This window comes from Curvibacter lanceolatus ATCC 14669, from assembly GCF_000381265.1.
In the GTDB taxonomy this organism is placed as follows: Bacteria; Pseudomonadota; Gammaproteobacteria; order Burkholderiales; family Burkholderiaceae_C; genus Curvibacter; species Curvibacter lanceolatus.
The window spans coordinates 149,711-165,834 of record NZ_KB906259.1; the positions used below are offsets into that span (position 1 = coordinate 149,711).

14 protein-coding genes and 1 pseudogene are annotated in these 16,124 nt (G+C 63.3%); 3 read left to right on the forward strand and 12 right to left on the reverse strand.

The features are described from left to right. Window positions 1-80: 80 nt before the first annotated feature. Complete coding sequence (gene chrA / locus F624_RS0114320; protein ID WP_031255031.1) at window positions 81-1,433, forward strand: chromate efflux transporter; 1,353 nt, start codon at window positions 81-83, stop codon at window positions 1,431-1,433. Window positions 1,434-1,445: 12 nt separating this feature from the next. Here the strand turns inward: chrA and F624_RS0114325 are convergent, their stop codons facing one another. Then, window positions 1,446-2,000: a YggT family protein gene (locus F624_RS0114325; RefSeq protein WP_031255032.1), complete on the reverse strand. Its 555-nt coding sequence runs from the start codon at window positions 1,998-2,000 to the stop codon at window positions 1,446-1,448. 225 nt (window positions 2,001-2,225) lie between these two features. Here F624_RS0114325 and lysS point away from each other — a divergent pair, with 225 nt between their 5' ends. Together lysS and F624_RS0114335 are read left to right on the forward strand one after the other, a co-directional pair. Then, window positions 2,226-3,761, forward strand: coding sequence for a lysine--tRNA ligase (lysS, locus tag F624_RS0114330; RefSeq protein WP_019575006.1), 1,536 nt, complete (start codon window positions 2,226-2,228; stop codon window positions 3,759-3,761). Window positions 3,762-3,875: 114 nt separating this feature from the next. Further along, window positions 3,876-4,892: a GGDEF domain-containing response regulator gene (locus F624_RS0114335; RefSeq protein WP_051107404.1), complete on the forward strand. Its 1,017-nt coding sequence runs from the start codon at window positions 3,876-3,878 to the stop codon at window positions 4,890-4,892. 51 nt (window positions 4,893-4,943) lie between these two features. Here the strand turns inward: F624_RS0114335 and nagZ are convergent. The 11 genes and pseudogenes from nagZ to F624_RS0114390 form a co-directional block, all read right to left on the reverse strand. Next, window positions 4,944-6,028: pseudogene (gene nagZ / locus F624_RS32530) on the reverse strand (beta-N-acetylhexosaminidase). A 42-nt stretch (window positions 6,029-6,070) separates the two neighbouring features. Further along, window positions 6,071-6,487, reverse strand: coding sequence for a holo-ACP synthase (gene acpS, locus F624_RS0114345; RefSeq protein ID WP_019575008.1), 417 nt, complete (start codon window positions 6,485-6,487; stop codon window positions 6,071-6,073). Window positions 6,488-6,502: 15 nt separating this feature from the next. Further along, a complete protein-coding gene (locus F624_RS0114350) occupies window positions 6,503-7,276 on the reverse strand; it encodes a pyridoxine 5'-phosphate synthase (RefSeq protein WP_019575009.1) in 774 nt (257 codons plus the stop codon). Next, window positions 7,273-8,037: a DNA repair protein RecO gene (gene recO, locus F624_RS0114355; protein ID WP_019575010.1), complete on the reverse strand. Its 765-nt coding sequence runs from the start codon at window positions 8,035-8,037 to the stop codon at window positions 7,273-7,275. Before recO ends, F624_RS0114350 begins: the two co-directional genes overlap by 4 nt. 12 nt (window positions 8,038-8,049) lie before the next feature. Then, window positions 8,050-9,069: a GTPase Era gene (gene era / locus F624_RS0114360; RefSeq protein WP_027475744.1), complete on the reverse strand. Its 1,020-nt coding sequence runs from the start codon at window positions 9,067-9,069 to the stop codon at window positions 8,050-8,052. After that, window positions 9,066-9,749 (reverse strand): ribonuclease III, encoded by a 684-nt coding sequence (gene rnc, locus F624_RS0114365; RefSeq protein WP_019575012.1) that lies wholly within the window; start codon window positions 9,747-9,749, stop codon window positions 9,066-9,068. Before rnc ends, era begins: the two co-directional genes overlap by 4 nt. Beyond that, window positions 9,750-10,112: a DUF4845 domain-containing protein gene (locus F624_RS0114370; protein WP_031255034.1), complete on the reverse strand. Its 363-nt coding sequence runs from the start codon at window positions 10,110-10,112 to the stop codon at window positions 9,750-9,752. Window positions 10,113-10,164: 52 nt separating this feature from the next. Then, complete coding sequence (gene lepB, locus F624_RS0114375; protein WP_019575014.1) at window positions 10,165-11,145, reverse strand: signal peptidase I; 981 nt, start codon at window positions 11,143-11,145, stop codon at window positions 10,165-10,167. Window positions 11,146-11,147: 2 nt separating this feature from the next. Further along, on the reverse strand, window positions 11,148-12,956 hold the full coding sequence (lepA, locus tag F624_RS0114380; protein WP_019575015.1) for a translation elongation factor 4: 1,809 nt from the start codon (window positions 12,954-12,956) through the stop codon (window positions 11,148-11,150). A 503-nt stretch (window positions 12,957-13,459) separates the two neighbouring features. Beyond that, window positions 13,460-14,944: a DegQ family serine endoprotease gene (locus F624_RS0114385; RefSeq protein WP_019575016.1), complete on the reverse strand. Its 1,485-nt coding sequence runs from the start codon at window positions 14,942-14,944 to the stop codon at window positions 13,460-13,462. 92 nt (window positions 14,945-15,036) lie between these two features. Next, window positions 15,037-16,104 carry a MucB/RseB C-terminal domain-containing protein gene (locus F624_RS0114390; protein ID WP_043426036.1) on the reverse strand — a complete coding sequence of 356 codons (1,068 nt, stop codon included), beginning with the start codon at window positions 16,102-16,104 and terminating at the stop codon, window positions 15,037-15,039. Window positions 16,105-16,124 lie beyond the last annotated feature (20 nt).

The following is a 16,124-nucleotide window of genomic DNA, read 5'->3' on the forward strand; positions in this document are numbered from 1 at the left end:
GGCCTTCTTGAAGGCCTTTTGCTTTTTCAGGCCTGCATGAGGCCCTATTGGGGCCCATTGCACGAGAGCTCAACGCCGCCATGGACCAACCCACAGACGCCGACACACACCGCCCCATCCCGCCCAGCTTCTGGCAAGCCCTGCTGTACTGGCTCAAGCTGGGCTGCATCAGCTTTGGCGGCCCGGCCGGGCAGATTGCGATGATGCACGAGGAGCTGGTCGAGCGACGGCGCTGGATCTCAGAGCAGCGCTTTCTGCACGCCCTCAATTACTGCATGTTGCTGCCCGGACCCGAGGCCCAGCAACTGGCCACCTACATCGGCTGGCTGCTGCACCGGCGCTGGGGCGGGCTGGTGGCAGGCGGGCTGTTTGTGCTGCCTTCGCTGCTCTTGCTGATGGTCCTGTCGTGGCTGTACATGCGCTTTGGCAGCACGCCCGCCGTGGCAGCCGCCCTGTACGGCATCAAGCCGGCGGTGACCGCCATCGTGCTGGCCGCAGCGCACCGCATCGGCGGGCGTGCCCTCAAGAACACCCCCTTGCGCCTGATTGCGCTGGCGGCCTTTGTTGCCATCTTTGCCCTGAACCTGCCCTTCCCCCTGATCGTGCTGGGCGCAGCGGTGGTCGGCTACCTTGGCGGGCGCTGGGCACCGGCAGCCTTCAGCCTGGGGAGCGGCCACGCGAGTGCCCAGCAGGCACAGCATGCCCCGGCACTGATCGACGACGACACACCCACGCCCGCCCACGCGCGCTTCAGTTGGGGCGGCTTCGCGCGCGTGCTGCTGGGGGGCCTGGCGTTGTGGGCGCTGGCGCTGGGAGGTCTGGTGGCCCTGCAAGGCTGGGAGGGCCCACTCACGCAGATGGCCTGGTTCTTCACCAAGGCGGCCCTGCTGACCTTCGGCGGGGCCTATGCGGTGCTGCCCTATGTCTACCAGGGGGCGGTCGAGCAATTCCACTGGCTGAGTGCCACGCAGATGATGGACGGCCTGGCCCTGGGTGAGAGCACCCCCGGCCCGCTGATCATGGTGGTGTCTTTTGTGGGCTTTGTGGGCGGCTGGGGTCAGTCGCTGTATGGCTCAGACGCGCTGCTGGCGGCCGGTGTGGCGGGGGCTGGCGTGGTGACTTTTTTCACCTTTCTGCCGTCCTTCGTGTTCATTTTCCTGGGTGGGCCGTTCATCGAATCCACCCATGGCAAGCTGCACTTCACGGCGCCGCTGACGGGCATCACCGCGGCGGTGGTGGGCGTGATCCTCAACCTGGCGCTGTTCTTTGCCTGGCACGTGCTGTGGCCCGCCGGCTGGCAGGGGCCGTTTGAATGGCCTGCCGCCGTGATAGGGCTGGCAGCACTGACTGCCCTGATCCGCTTCAAGATGGGCGTGATGACCGTGGTCGGGGCGGCCCTGCTGGCCGGCTTGGCCCTGCAGTGGCTGCGCTGAATCAGAACCCCATCAGAAGCCCATCAGCACCGAGGCCTGCACATAACCCAGCACCAGGTTGCCGATGTGCAGGGCCACCAGCAAGGCCAGCGGCGCCAGATCCACCCCGCCCACCAAGGGGATGAAGCGCCGAAACGGCGTCAGCAAGGGGTCGCACAGGCGCTGCAGCACATGGAACATCGGATTGGGCGACTGCACCCAGGACAGGATGGCAAACACGATCACCAGCCCCGTCATGCCCGTGAGGGCCAGCTTGAGCAGCCCGAAGGCAGCCAGCACCGGCAGGCTGACCAGGCTGGCCTGCCCGCCCAGCAAGGCCCACAGCAGCAGAAATTGCAGCAGCTCGATCAACCAGGCGCCCAGCAGACTGGACACATCCCAGCGCCCGATCGAAGGCACCACCCGGCGCAAGGGCAGCACCAGCCAGTCGGACAGGGCGAACACCATCCGACCCACCGGGTTGCCGAAGGGCACGCGCTGCAGTTGCATGTACCAACGCAACAGACAAGCACCGCCGAACAGACCGGCCACCACATCCAGCAAAAGTGAAGCGATTTGATAAAGCATGATCGGAGCAGAACCCTTGGTGACGTGCAATGCCGCACGCAGCGAATTATCAACGCTGCACGGCAGCGCCCTGACAGCAGCCCTGCAAACCATGGGATCTGCCGCAAGCAGCAGGCCCAGGCCCCTCGAATCCGCATCCAGCTGTACCAAGGCGCCGGCAAAAAACTAAAATACGCGGTTTGGTCCTTAGCGACCCCCATTTGACCCGTTCAACGAACGCATTCCATGTCTGAAAACCAACACACCGCGCACGCCAACCCCGCCCAGGACGACAACCAGCTGATCGCAGAGCGCCGCGAAAAGCTCAAAGCCCTGCGCGAAGCCCAGGCCCGCGGTGAAGGTGTGGCCTTCCCCAACGACTTCAAGCCCGAACACCACGCCGACGCCCTGCATGCGGCCTATGGCCACTCCGAGGCCGAAGACCTGACGGCCCGCCCCGTGACGGTCAGCGTGGCCGGTCGCATGATGCTCAAGCGCGTCATGGGCAAGGCCAGCTTTGCCACCGTGCAGGACGCCACCGGCCGCATCCAGCTCTACGTGACCCGCGATGCCCTGGGCGAGGCCCATTACGCCGCCTTCAAGCACTGGGACCTGGGCGACATCGTGGGCGCCGTGGGCACCCTGTTCAAGACCAAGACCGGCGAGCTGTCGATCCACGTGACCCAGTTGCGCCTGCTGACCAAGAGCCTGCGCCCGCTGCCCGACAAGTTCCATGGCATGAGCGACCAGGAGCAGAAGTACCGTCAGCGTTACGTCGACCTGATCACCGATGAACACGCCCGCAAGCGTTTTGCGGCGCGCAGCAAGGCCGTGAGCGGCATCCGCGAATTCATGGTGCAGCACGGCTTCCTGGAAGTGGAAACCCCCATGCTGCACCCGATCCCGGGTGGTGCCAATGCCAAGCCCTTTGTGACGCACCACAACGCGCTGGACCAGGAGATGTACCTGCGCATCGCGCCCGAGCTCTACCTCAAGCGCCTGATCGTCGGTGGCTTCGAGCGCGTGTTTGAAATCAACCGAAACTTCCGCAACGAAGGCATCTCGGTGCGCCACAACCCCGAGTTCACGATGATGGAGTTCTATGCGGCCTACTGGAACTACCAGGACCTGATGAGCTTCACCGAAGCCCTGATCCGCGACGCGGCCCAGAAGTCTGTCGGCACCTTGCAACTCACCTACCAGGGCAAGGCCGTGGACCTGGCCCAGCCCTTCGAGCGCCTGACCATCCGTGAAGCCATCCTCAAGCACACCCCCGATGCGCAGGTGGACGACGCGGCCTGGCTGATCCAGAGCCTGAAGAAGATCGGTCTGTCGGAAGAGAAGAACAAGCTCAGCGGCCGCAGCCTGGCCAGCCTGCAGGTGCTGCTGTTCGAGGAAACCGTCGAAGAGAAGCTGTGGCAGCCCACCTTCATCATGGAGCACCCGACCGAGATCTCGCCGCTGGCCCGCGCCAACGATCAGCGCCCTGAAGTGACAGAGCGCTTCGAGCTCTACATCACCGGCCGTGAGTTCGGCAACGGCTTCTCCGAGCTCAACGATGCCGAAGACCAGGCCGCCCGCTTCCATGCCCAAGTGGCCGCCAAGGATGGTGGTGACGACGAAGCCATGTTCTTCGACCACGACTTTGTGCGTGCCCTCGAATACGGCCTGCCGCCCACCGGTGGCTGCGGCATCGGCATCGACCGTTTCATGATGCTGCTGACCGACAGCCCCAGCATCCGGGACGTGATCCTGTTCCCGGCGCTGCGCCGCGAGGCTTGATTTCGGGGGGGCAACACGCCCCCCAGAAGTGTCGGGACAGTAAAAGCAGGTAGAAATACCGAATTCGACAGTTGAAGGCGCCACAAAGCCCTTTAGCATGGCACCCAAGATCGAATGCTTGAAGCGAGACCCAACATGCCTCTTTCTTACGGAAGCCCTTTCACGGTGCTGGTGGTCGACGATCAGGAAGCCATCCGCCTGGCGCTGGCACTGGAACTCAGGCAGGTGGGCGTTCAGACCGTGTGGCAAGCCGGGTCTGCTGAGGAGGCGCTGGAGGTGTTCGCCGCCAAGCGCCCCGACCTGGTGCTGCTCGACATCCGCATGCCCGGGCACGACGGCTACTGGACCGCCCAGAAAATCCGCGACAGCGAACCAGGCAACTGGACGCCCATCATCTTTTTGTCGGGCATGGACCGCGATGAAGACCTGTGGCGCGGCATCGAGGCAGGCGGCGATGACTACCTGATCAAGCCTGTGACTTCGACCGTGCTGGCCGCCAAGCTGCGGGCCATGCAGCGCCTGCTGGGCATGCAGCGGCGCCTGGTCGCAGTGACCGAGGAACTGAACCTCGCCAACCAGAAGCTCAACGAACTGGTCGAGCGCGACCCGTTGACCGGTCTGGTGAACCGCCGCGGCCTGGACAGGCTGCTGTACACCGAAATCCGCCAGGCACGGCGTGACAACAAGCCCCTGACGCTGATGCTGTGCGACATCGACCACTTCAAGCGCTACAACGACAGCCTGGGCCATGTGGAAGGCGACCTGTGCCTGCAGAAGATCTCGGCCATGCTCAGCACGATCTGCAAGCGCCCTTCGGATGTGGCGGCCCGGTACGGTGGTGAAGAATTCGCCCTGATCCTGCCCGACACCCCCAAATCGGGGGCCATGACCTTTGCCCGGGCCTGCGCCAAGATGCTGCGCAGCCTGAAGCTGGCCCACCCCGACTCGCCCACCGAACCCTGGGTGACGATTTCGGGCGGTATCACCACCTGCCTGCCCGATGACTCCACCAGCCCTGAAGGCATGCTGATGCGGGCGGACGAGGCGCTTTACGCCGCCAAGGCCCAGGGGCGCAATCGCTTTTTCAGCTTTGAGTTCCAGATGGACACGGTGGAACACCTGCAAGGCTGAGAACGCCGCCCAGCCCCTGGCCGGCGAGCGCGCTGGCCGGTCGGGCCCTGTTCAAGGCAGCAGGGCCAGTGCGTTCAGGTAGGCCGGCTGAAGCATCAGTTCATCCCAGGCCTGCGGCAGGGTCTCGGGCAGCAGCGCCAGTCGGCGCGACTCGCTGTCCTGGCTGGGGCGCCAGAGGCCTGCAGCCTGCGCCTGGGCCAGGCCCTCGATCAGTTCATCCACGGCGCTGCCATCACCCAGGCTCTGGTTGCACAACAGCACCAGATCGCAGCCTGCAGTCAGGGCCGCCACGCCCGCCTCGGTGTAGCTCACCTCGCGGCCATCCAGCAGCCGGGCGCCGGCCATGCTGAGGTCGTCGCTGAAGATCGCACCATCAAAGCCCAGTTGCCGGCGCAGGATCTCCTGCAGCCAGCGGCTGGAGAAGCCTGCTGGGCGGCGGTCCACCTTGGGGTAGATCACGTGTGCGGGCATGACGCTGGTGAGCGTGCTCGACAACCAGGGATAGGGGGCGGCATCGTCAGCCAGGATGGCCTTGAGGCTGCGCTTGTCCACCGGGATCTCGGTGTGCGAATCTGCCTTGACGAAGCCGTGGCCAGGGAAATGCTTGCCGCAATTGGCCATGCCCGCCTGCAGCAAACCATGCATGAGGCTCTTGGCCAGCAGGGCCACCACGCGCGGATCCCGGTGGAAGGCCCGGTCGCCGATCACACCGCTTTCACCCCAATCCAGGTCCAGCACGGGGGTGAAGCTGAAATCCACACCGCAGGCACGCAGCTCGCTGCCCAGCACGTAGCCCGCCGCCGTGGCGGCGTTGGTGGCCGCCAGGGCACCGCTGCCTGGGCCGCCCTTGCCGTCCTTCATCCACAGCTCGCCCAGGGCGCGCATGGGCGGCAGGTGGGTGAAGCCATCCGAGCGAAAGCGCTGCACGCGCCCGCCTTCGTGGTCCACACAGATCAGCAAGTCGTCGCGCACCGCCTTGATGGCACTGGTGAGGGCCAGCAACTGGGCCCGGCTTTGCCAGTTGCGCGAGAACAGGATCACCCCCCCCCCGTCAAGGGGTGGGCCAGGCGACGGCGGTCCGCGGCGCTGAGTTCGGTGCCGGCGACGTCAAGGATCAGAGGGGCATGGTCGGACATGGTGCAGGTTCTTCCAACGGAAAACAGAAAAAGAAGCGGGATTCAGGCCGCGGCGGCAGGGCCTGGCGGGGTGTGCTCCACCACCACAAAGCTGGCGGCGTAGTCGGTCTCGTCGGTCACGGTGACATGGGCGCGCAGGCCACGCGACTCAAACCAGGTCTTGAGCTCGTCGTGCAGCACGATCACCGGCTGCCCGCTGGGCAGTTTGGCAATCTCGCACGAGCGCCAGGTCATGGGCATGCGCATGCCCATGCCCACGGCCTTGCTGAAGGCCTCCTTGGCTGAGAAACGGGTGGCCAGGTAGCGCACGCCGCGCTCGGGCCAGCGCTCGGTGCGTTCGCGCCAGGTTTGCAACTCGGCAGGTGCCAGCACCCGCTCGGCAAAGCGATCGCCATGCCGCTCCAGGCTGGCCTGGATGCGGCGCACGTCGCAGATATCGGTCCCGATGCCGTAGATCATGGCCAGCCTCGGGGATCAGCTTGGCTGAGCGGCCACAATGCAGCGCAGGTAGTCGCGCACGGTGGCCTCGTAGCCCAGCTCCAGGGCATCGGCGATCAAGGCGTGGCCGATCGAGACCTCCAGCACACCCGGCACCCCACGCAGGAAGGTGCTGAGGTTGTCGCGTGACAGATCATGCCCGGCATTGAGCCCCAGGCCGACCGCAAGCGCAGCCCGCGCCGTGTCGGCAAACTGCGCCAGCACACGGGCTTCATCCGGGGTGCCAAAGGCACGGGCCCAGGTCTCGGTGTAGAGCTCGACACGATCTGCCCCGATGGCACGGGCGGCCGCCATGGCCTCCGGAATCGGGTCCATGAACAGGCTGACCCGCACGCCCAGGGCATGGGCTTCGTCAATCAAAGGCTTGAGGCGGCCGGCATCTTGCGGGAAGCTCCAGCCATGGTCGCTGGTGAACTGGCCTTCGCTGTCGGGCACAAAAGTGGCCTGGTGCGGACGAAACTCACGCACGTGCTCCATCAGGTTGTGGAAAGGATTGCCCTCGATGTTGAACTCGGCTTGTGGCCACTGCTCGAGCAGGGCGGCCAGATCGCCCACATCACCGGCGCGGATGTGGCGCTCATCAGGGCGCGGGTGCACGGTGATGCCGGCGGCACCGGCCTGCAGGCAGAGCTCGGCGGCCCGGGTGACGCTGGGGATGCCCAGATGCCGGGTGTTGCGCACCAGGGCCACCTTGTTGAGGTTGACCGACAGGGCGGTGAGCGGATGCAGGGAAGAGGTCGCAGCGTTCATAGGTTTTGCAGGTCGATCATGAGTTGCCGGGTGCGCAGGATGCGCGAACCGCAATGGTAGTGGAGCAAGGCCCGAAGCTGGTGTTTGAGCTCGGCCGTGCCATCGGCACTGGCGCGCAAGGTGGCGGCCAGCGGCGCAGGCTCATCGAGGGCCCGCTGCAAGGCCAGCCACCAGGCCCCAGGCAGGCCGCCGCGCTCCTGGGCCTGCGCTTCACGCAGGCCGCCTTCAGGCACCAGCACATACAGCCCCTTGGCGCTCAAGGGTGTCAGCGTCGCTGTTTGCTGGTCGAGCGCGGGCAGCAGGCCCAAATCGCGCAACAGCACCAGTTCGAAGGCCCGCAACACAGGCTGCAAAGCCTCGCCATGTTCACTGGCCAGTACCCGCACCACGGCGGCATAGGCATCGAACAGGCCCGGATGCGGGTCGTCGCGCGCGAGCAGGCGCATCAGCAGTTCATTGAGGTAATAGCCCGACAGCAGGGCATCGCCCGTGGGCATGATGTGGCCGCCCACCCAATCGGCCGCTTTGAGGGTGTGGATCTCGGCCTGAGCATCGGGCGACAGGCTGTAGCCCAGGCGCAGCGGCTGCAGGGGCAGCAGCACCGGGCGGAAGTTGGAGGTGGGCTTCTTGGCGCCCTTGGCCACCAGGGCCTGACGGCCGTGGTGCCGGGTCATGACCTCGAGGATCAGGCTGGACTCACTCCAGTCGTAGCGGTGCAGAACAAAGGCGGGTTCGTCTGCAATGCGCTTCGGGGGCGCCACGGTGGGGGTCGCTTACTCGTAGCCGAAGCTGCGCACGCGGGCTTCATCGTCGGCCCAGCCCGAGCGGACCTTGACCCACAGCTCCAGGAACACCTTGGCGTCCATGAGTTTTTCAAGCTCCTGCCGGGCTTCGGTGCCGATGCGCTTGAGGCGCTCGCCCTTGTCACCGATCACCATGGCCTTGTGACCATCACGCTCGACCACGATGGTGGCCGAGATGCGCAGCATGCGGTTGTGGGTCTTGCTCTTTTCCTCGTCGAACTTGTCGATGACCACGGTGGAGGTGTAGGGCAGCTCATCGCCAGTGAAGCGGAACAGCTTTTCACGCACCGTTTCGGAGGCCAGGAACTTCTCGCTGCGGTCGGTCAGCTCATCGGCGCCATAGAACCAGGCCTGCTCGGGCAGGTATTTCTCGCAGATGCCGAACAGGCGCTCGATGTCGCCCTTGTTCTTGGCCGACATGGGCACGAACTCGTTGAAGGGATGGCGCTCCTGCATGCTCTTGAGCCAGGGCGCCAACTCGGCGCGGCGGTTCACGGTGTCGAGCTTGTTGGCCACCAGCAGCGCCGGGATGCCGGGCTTGAGCAGAGACAGCACCTTGGCATCGGCCAGGGTGAAATTGCCGGCCTCGACCACGAACAGCACCAGGTCCACATCACCGATGGCGCCCATCACCGTCTTGTTGAGCGACTTGTTGAGTGCCGTGCTGTGGCGGGTCTGGAAGCCGGGGGTGTCCACAAACACGTACTGGGTCTGCCCCAGGGTGCGGATGCCGGTGATGCGGTGGCGTGTGGTCTGCGCCTTGCGCGAGGTGATGCTGATCTTCTGGCCGATCAGGGCATTGAGCAGCGTGGATTTGCCCACGTTGGGCTTGCCCACGATGGCGATCACGCCACAGCGCTGGCCTTCGACAGGGGCGGCACCCGCCACCACGTCAGCGGCGGTCACGGGGGCAGCGCCGGGCTTGGCGGCAGCCAGCATGGCTTCGAGGTCGGCGTTCGGGCCGGCTACAGGCTTTGTAGCGTCGTTCATTTGTATTTCGCTTTCAGGGTGAGCAGCATCGCTGCTGCGGCGGCCTGCTCGCCGGCACGCCGGGAGCCGCCGATGCCTCGCTCGGTCAGGCCCAGTTCGGGAATTTCACACTCGACATCAAAGGTCTGGCGATGCGCCACCCCCGTGGTGAGCACCACGCGGTAGGACGGCACTTTCATTTTGCGGGCCTGCAACCACTCCTGCAAGCCCGTCTTGGCATCCTTGCCCATGGCTTGCATCTGTGGGTTGATCTCCACGGCCTGGTAAAGCCGGTGCACCAGGGCCTCGGCCGGACCATATCCGGCATCCAGGAACACCGCGCCGATCAGGGCTTCCACGGCATCGGCCAGGATGGAGGGGCGTTTCTGCCCGCCGGAACGGGCTTCCCCCTCGCCCAGGCGCAGCACGCCGGACAAGTCCAGGTCCAGCGCCAACTGGTGCAGCGTGTCTTGCTTGACCAGGTTGGCCCGCGTGCGCGACAGATCTCCCTCGGCCAAGGTGCCCAGGCGCCGGTACAGCAGGCTGGACACCGCCAGGTTGAGCACCGAGTCGCCCAGGAATTCAAGACGCTCGTTGTGGTCGGCGGAAAAACTGCGGTGGGTCACCGCCCGCTGAAACAGCTTCGGGTCCGCAAATGTGTGTTGCAGCTTCTGCTGCAGGGTTTGAAGTCGAGGGTCCACCTAGTTGGTCTGCGCGCTGTATTTCATGACCAGATAAGCTGGCCCGATGAGATGAATTTCACGGACATAGGCGAAAGAGACGATGACTTTGTCACCGTTCTTTCGAATGTCGAGGTCTTTGCCCGTGATCGATGTGATGTCGTCGATGGCCGCAGAGCGGTCAAACGCCTGCTGGATCTCGGCCACCGTGTTGCCTGTCTTGGCCCGGTCAATGGCACGCTTGGCCGCGACATATTCAATGCCCGTGGGAACCACCTGGGCACCCACAACGAAAACCGAGATGATCAACGCTGCCAGGAGCACCAGCGTGATGAAGGACATGCCGCGCTGAGACGAGCGGCCCATTGGAATGTGTCTGTTCATTTTTCGATCCCTCTTGTGCGACTGACCCAAGGCATGCACTTCCGAGCCTGCTTCAATGGAAGGGCCCAATGCGCTTCAGGTTACCGAAGTTCATCCAGACAAACACCGCTTTGCCGACGATGTTGGCATCGGGCACAAAGCCCCAATAGCGTGAGTCCAGTGAATTATCGCGATTGTCGCCCATCATGAAGTAATGGCCTTCAGGCACCTTGCAGGTCACACCTTCAATGGTGTAGTGGCAGTTGGCCTTGAACGGAAAGTCTTCCACGCCCGGCACAAAAGCGGGACGGTCCGGGTCGTTGAGCAGGCGGTGTGGTTGATCACCCAACTTCTCCTCGAATTGCTTGAAGTAGCGCACGGCATCTTCATCGAAGAAATCAGGGATGGCCGTGGTCTCCAGCGGCTTGCCGTTGATGGTCAGGCGCTTGTTGATGTAGGCCACCTCATCGCCCGGCACCCCCACCACACGCTTGATGTAGTCCAGGCTCGGCTTGGGCGGGTAGCGGAACACCATCACATCACCGCGCTGGGGCGGCGTGCCATCGGTGATCTTCTTGTTGATCACCGGCAGACGCACGCCATAGGTGAACTTGTTCACCAGGATCAGATCGCCCACCAGCAAGGTCGGGATCATGGAGCCCGACGGAATTTTGAACGGCTCAAACAGAAAGGAACGCAACACAAACACCGCAGCGATCACCGGGAACAGACCTGCGGTCCAATCCAACCACCAGGGTTGCATCAGCAGGCGGGCTTTGGTGTCTTCCACATCACCATCGACCTGCTTGATGCCCATGCGGGTGAGTTCTTCGCGGCGCTGTGCCTGGGCTGACTCGACAGCGGCTGCGGCCTGACGCCGGCGCGGCAGAAAGTACAGGCGCTCGGCCAACCAGTAAGCGCCGGTGACCAGCGTGGCCAGGAACAGCAGCAGCGCAAAATTGCCCTCGATGCCTCCGATGTTGAGGTACCAGGCTCCGATGTAGGCCGCAAAACCAGCCAGGATGATGGCCGTGACCGTCGACATGGCGTTCATGCTCAATCCTCCACCTGCAGAATGGCCAGGAACGCCTCTTGCGGCACCTCGACCGAACCGATCTGTTTCATGCGTTTCTTACCCGCCTTTTGTTTCTCAAGGAGTTTGCGCTTGCGGCTGACGTCGCCGCCATAGCACTTGGCCAGCACGTTCTTGCGCAAGGCCTTGATGGATTCACGCGCGATGATGTTGGCGCCGATGGCGGCCTGGATGGCCACGTCGAACATCTGCCGGCTGATGATCTCGCGCATCTTGGCCGCGACGGCACGGCCGCGGTACTGGGACTGGCTGCGGTGCACGATGATGGACAGCGCATCGACCTTCTCGCCGTTGAGCAGGATGTCCACCTTGACCACGTCGGAGGCCCGGTACTCCTTGAACTCGTAGTCCATCGAGGCGTAGCCGCGGCTGACGGATTTGAGCTTGTCGAAGAAGTCCAGCACGATCTCACCCAGCGGCAATTCGTAGGTGAGCATCACTTGGCGGCCGTGATAGGCCATGTTCATCTGCACGCCACGCTTCTGGTTGGCCAACGTCATCACGGCGCCCACGTAGTCTTGCGGCATGTACAGGTGCACCGTCACGATGGGCTCGCGGATCTCCTGGATACGCGCCTGGTCAGGCATCTTGGCAGGGTTCTCCACCATGATGACCTCGCCATCACCCTTGACCACCTCGTAGACCACGCTGGGCGCGGTGGTGATCAAATCCTGATCGAACTCACGCTCCAGGCGCTCCTGCACGATCTCCATGTGCAGCAAGCCCAGGAAGCCGCAGCGGAAACCGAAGCCCAGAGCCTGTGACACCTCGGGCTCGAACTGCAGCGAGGCATCGTTGAGCTTGAGCTTCTCCAGACTGTCACGCAGCGAGTCGTACTGGTTGGCCTCGGTCGGGTACAGGCCGGCGAACACCTGGGGCTGGATTTCCTTGAAGCCGGGCAGTGCTTCCGTGGCCGGGCCCAGGTTGTTGGGCAACTTCTTTTCGAGTGTGATGGTGTCGCCCACCTTGGCTGCCTGCAACTCCTTGATGCCAGCGATGATGTAACCCACCTGCCCCGCCTCCAGCGACTCGCGCGGCAGGTTGGCCGGCGTGAACACGCCCAGGTTGTCGGCGTTGTACACCGTGCCCGTGGCCATCATCTTGAAGCGCTCACCGCGCCCCAGGCGACCGTCCACCACACGCACCAGCATCACCACGCCCACGTAGCTGTCGAACCAGCTGTCAATGATCATGGCCCGCAAGGGAGCGTTCGGGTTGCCCTTGGGGGCAGGAATCTTGGCCACGATGGCTTCAAGAATTTCGTCGATGCCCATGCCGGTCTTGGCCGAGCAGGGAATGGCGTCGGTGGCGTCGATGCCGATCACATCCTCGACCTCTGCCTTGGCATTCTCGGGATCGGCCTGCGGCAAATCCATCTTGTTGAGCACCGGCAGCACCTCGACCCCCAGGTCGAGCGCGGTGTAGCAATTGGCCACGGTCTGGGCCTCGACACCCTGCGAAGCATCCACCACCAGCAGCGCACCCTCGCAGGCCGACAAAGAGCGGCTCACTTCATAAGAGAAGTCGACGTGACCGGGGGTGTCGATCAGGTTCAGGTTGTAGACCTGCCCATCCTTGGCCTTGTACTGCAGCGCAGCGGTCTGCGCCTTGATGGTTATCCCACGCTCTTTTTCGATGTCCATCGAATCAAGCACCTGTGCCTCCATCTCACGCTCTTCAAGGCCTCCGCAGCGCTGGATCAAGCGGTCGGCCAGCGTTGATTTGCCGTGGTCGATGTGGGCGATGATCGAAAAATTTCTGATGTGATTCATCAACGAGAACGCTTAAGTAATTGAATTGTCTGGAGGAGGCACAAGAAAAAAGGGCGCGTCTGGTGGCGACGCGCCCTGAACCAACAATCTATGGCAACTGCGATAGTTGGAGCTTCATTGTAGGCAAAAAGCCTGGGACGTACAGCCCGAGCAAGACCAAGACCTCGTCGTTGCAACACTGCAACAAGATATTTATCCACAGCTTATACACAAATTAACCCAGGAAATTCTGGACAACTTGTGGGTGATCTGTGGATCACCATCTTTCGACGATCTGGCTTCCCGTATCGTGGTTTTTGATCTTCTCGATATGCCGAAGCGCATCGGTCAACAAGGCAATTCTACCTAAACGGCGAATTAGGCCCTGAATACGTGAGCACCTGCACACTTTTTATCCCCAAGCCCACCCCTGTTTGAAAAAAGCACCGACCTTGTCCAAAACGGGACATCTGCGTCCGCAAATCCGAGCAGGCAGAAGGGTTGAAACAAGGCCGGCATCCCCATCAGCGGGCCGGACGCAATGTGGCGAGTTGGGTCCAGTCGCCACGGCGGAACAGCACACTGATCACCTTGCTGCGATCCGCTTTAGCCAATGCTTGCTCGAAATCCTTCACGGACAGCGTTTCGACATTGGCCACGGAGAGGACCACGTCACCTTCCCGCAATCCGGCCCGGGCCGCCGCCTCGGTCGCGGCATCGACACGCACCCCACCCTTGAGCTTGAGTTCCTTCTTCTGGGCAGCCGTCAGCTCGGTGACCACCAAGCCCAAGGACTGCGCCGCCGAGGAGCTGCGCGGCTTGTCATCGCGATCGCTCTTGCGAGCCACTGCCGAGTCGGGCTCGATCTCCGCCACCGTGATCGGCAGATCGCGATTGGCGCCCCGCCGGAACACCGTCAGGGTGCTGCGCGAGCCGGGCTTGGTGTTGCCCACCAAACGCGGCAGATCAGCGCTCTTCTCGATCGGCTTGCCGTCAAAGCGCAAGATCACGTCACCCGGCTCCACACCGGCCTTGTCTGCAGGCGATCCAGACTCAACCCCTCGGACCAGGGCCCCCTGAGCCTTGGACAGCCCCACCGAATCGGCGACCTCCTTGGTCACCTGATCAATCTGCACGCCGATGCGACCCCGCGAAACGCGGCCACTGACACGCAACTGGTCGCTCACCCGGATGGCCTCATCGATCGGAATGGCAAAAGAGATGCCCATGAAGCCGCCCGAACGGGAGTAAATCTGGCTGTTGATGCCAATGACCTCCCCGCGCATGTTGATCAGAGGCCCACCCGAGTTGCCAGGGTTGATCGCGACATCGGTCTGGATGAAAGGAAGGTAATCACCCGTTTCGCGTTGTTTGGCGCTCACGATACCGGCCGTGACCGTGTTCTCCAGGCCAAAGGGCGAGCCAATGGCCATCACCCACTCCCCCACCCGCAGACGGGCCACATCACCCAGCTTCACAGCCGGCAATCCGGAGGCTTCGATCTTGACCACAGCCACATCGGTGCGTTTGTCCGAGCCGACGATGCGGGCCTTGAACTCGCGCTTGTCCGTCAAGGTGACCAGCACTTCATCAGCTTCTTCCACCACATGGGCATTGGTCATGATGAAGCCATCGGGCGTCAGGATGAAGCCGGAGCCCACCCCCCGTGGCTGAGCCTCCTCCTCGGGCTGGGGGCGCTGCTGCTTGGGCGCCTGGCGGGGCACCTGCGGTACCGGCAGACCAAAGCGGCGGAAGAACTCCAGCATGTCTTCGTCCATGCCAGTCCCAGCCCCTTGCCGGCCGGACACCTTCTCGAGGGTGCGGATGTTGACCACCGAAGGACCCACCTGGTCCACCAGGTCCGTGAAGTCAGGCAAGGTCCGCTGCATCGGCGCACTTTGGGCTTGAGCAGCGTGTGTCGGAAACAGCGACAACGCAGAGGCACTGCCCACCGCAGCCAGCAGCACCCAGGCGTTCAGGCTTTTTTTCCAGGGGACGATTGGCATCATGGTCCTTTCAAGAATCAATTCATGCATCAAGTCAGAAACACCAAAGGCCCGAAGCGGGGTTCGCAACGGGTCGATTGAGACTGGCAGGGGTTTTATTTGAGACGCTCAAGGCTCTGAGCAAACAACTTCAAGGTCTGTGCAGGCACCTCACCCACCAGGGTCACCCACCAATCGCCAAGCACCCGCTTGCCCAGGGTTTGTGTAGCGCCCATGGAGAGTTGCACTTCATCGGCAGCGCGAGGCTGACGGTCGTAGGGTTCAATGAAGAGCGAGACGGTGGCCAAGCCATCAGAGAAGGTCCATTGCAGTGTCGGTTCTGGCACCCCCTTGGGGCCCACCGTGGGCGCGGCAGCCATGCCACGCCTGTAGCAACTGACCGTCTGAAAACCCGCCACCGGGCTCTTGAGGGCCCACCCCTCCTGCTGAGCTGTGGTCTTGGTCAGGTCCGGGTGCTCCACCCGGTACCCGCCGGTGGCCGCCATCATCTGGGCGAGCTTTTCCATTTTCACACTGGCGTCGAGGTCAAGCTCCGAAAAAGCGGCCTGCTCCAGCACACGCCCCTCTGCATCCAGCGTCTGGATCTTGACCACCAATCCAGATTTTTTTTCACTCCAGATGCGATAGCCAAAGCGTTGCGCGTCTTTGGGCTGAATCAGGACGACGTCGGCATCAAAGCCTGCAACACGGTCCACACCCTGAGCACTGGCCTGATAGAGGTTGGCCAGCGCCGGGTCACCACCTCGCCGCAAATTGGGGAAGACGCCGAAGGACTCACGCTTTTCAGCACGCGCCACACGCAATTCAGGCAAAAACGTAATGACCTGATCGTTGCGGCGCAACGTCGAACGGGGCGGGCCGGTCAAGGCATCGATGCGCTCCATCTGAACATCGCCATCGCAAACATGCCAGATGCGCGAGCTGTACATGCCACCCGCAGCCGACATGACCACAAACGTGCCGACATAGGCCTTTCGGCTCGACGCGTTGTGCATGCGCAGCAACCACTGGTTCAAATCAAGCTCAGGGACCGCCGGCTTGGCCACTGGCGCCGGCCCGATGGTAGCCTGCACTGGCGCCTGCGGCTGGGCCGCAAAGGCGCCAAACTGCAGGCCCCATGAGGCCGCCAGAGGCAGCAATGCACGGCAGATCACCCGTCGCATGCCGTCTGCGACTGGGGCAA

Excerpts from the sequence above, each read along its gene's own strand:
- chrA (WP_031255031.1), top strand. The coding sequence starts at position 81 with ATGGACCAACCCACAGACGCCGACACACACCGCCCCATCCCGCCCAGC.
- F624_RS0114325 (WP_031255032.1), bottom strand. The coding sequence starts at position 2,000 with ATGCTTTATCAAATCGCTTCACTTTTGCTGGATGTGGTGGCCGGTCTG.
- lysS (WP_019575006.1), top strand. The coding sequence starts at position 2,226 with ATGTCTGAAAACCAACACACCGCGCACGCCAACCCCGCCCAGGACGAC.
- F624_RS0114335 (WP_051107404.1), top strand. The coding sequence starts at position 3,876 with ATGCTTGAAGCGAGACCCAACATGCCTCTTTCTTACGGAAGCCCTTTC.
- acpS (WP_019575008.1), bottom strand. The coding sequence starts at position 6,487 with ATGATCTACGGCATCGGGACCGATATCTGCGACGTGCGCCGCATCCAG.
- F624_RS0114350 (WP_019575009.1), bottom strand. The coding sequence starts at position 7,276 with ATGAACGCTGCGACCTCTTCCCTGCATCCGCTCACCGCCCTGTCGGTC.
- era (WP_027475744.1), bottom strand. The coding sequence starts at position 9,069 with ATGAACGACGCTACAAAGCCTGTAGCCGGCCCGAACGCCGACCTCGAA.
- F624_RS0114370 (WP_031255034.1), bottom strand. The coding sequence starts at position 10,112 with ATGAACAGACACATTCCAATGGGCCGCTCGTCTCAGCGCGGCATGTCC.
- lepB (WP_019575014.1), bottom strand. The coding sequence starts at position 11,145 with ATGAACGCCATGTCGACGGTCACGGCCATCATCCTGGCTGGTTTTGCG.
- lepA (WP_019575015.1), bottom strand. The coding sequence starts at position 12,956 with ATGAATCACATCAGAAATTTTTCGATCATCGCCCACATCGACCACGGC.
- F624_RS0114385 (WP_019575016.1), bottom strand. The coding sequence starts at position 14,944 with ATGATGCCAATCGTCCCCTGGAAAAAAAGCCTGAACGCCTGGGTGCTG.
- F624_RS0114390 (WP_043426036.1), bottom strand. The coding sequence starts at position 16,104 with ATGCGACGGGTGATCTGCCGTGCATTGCTGCCTCTGGCGGCCTCATGG.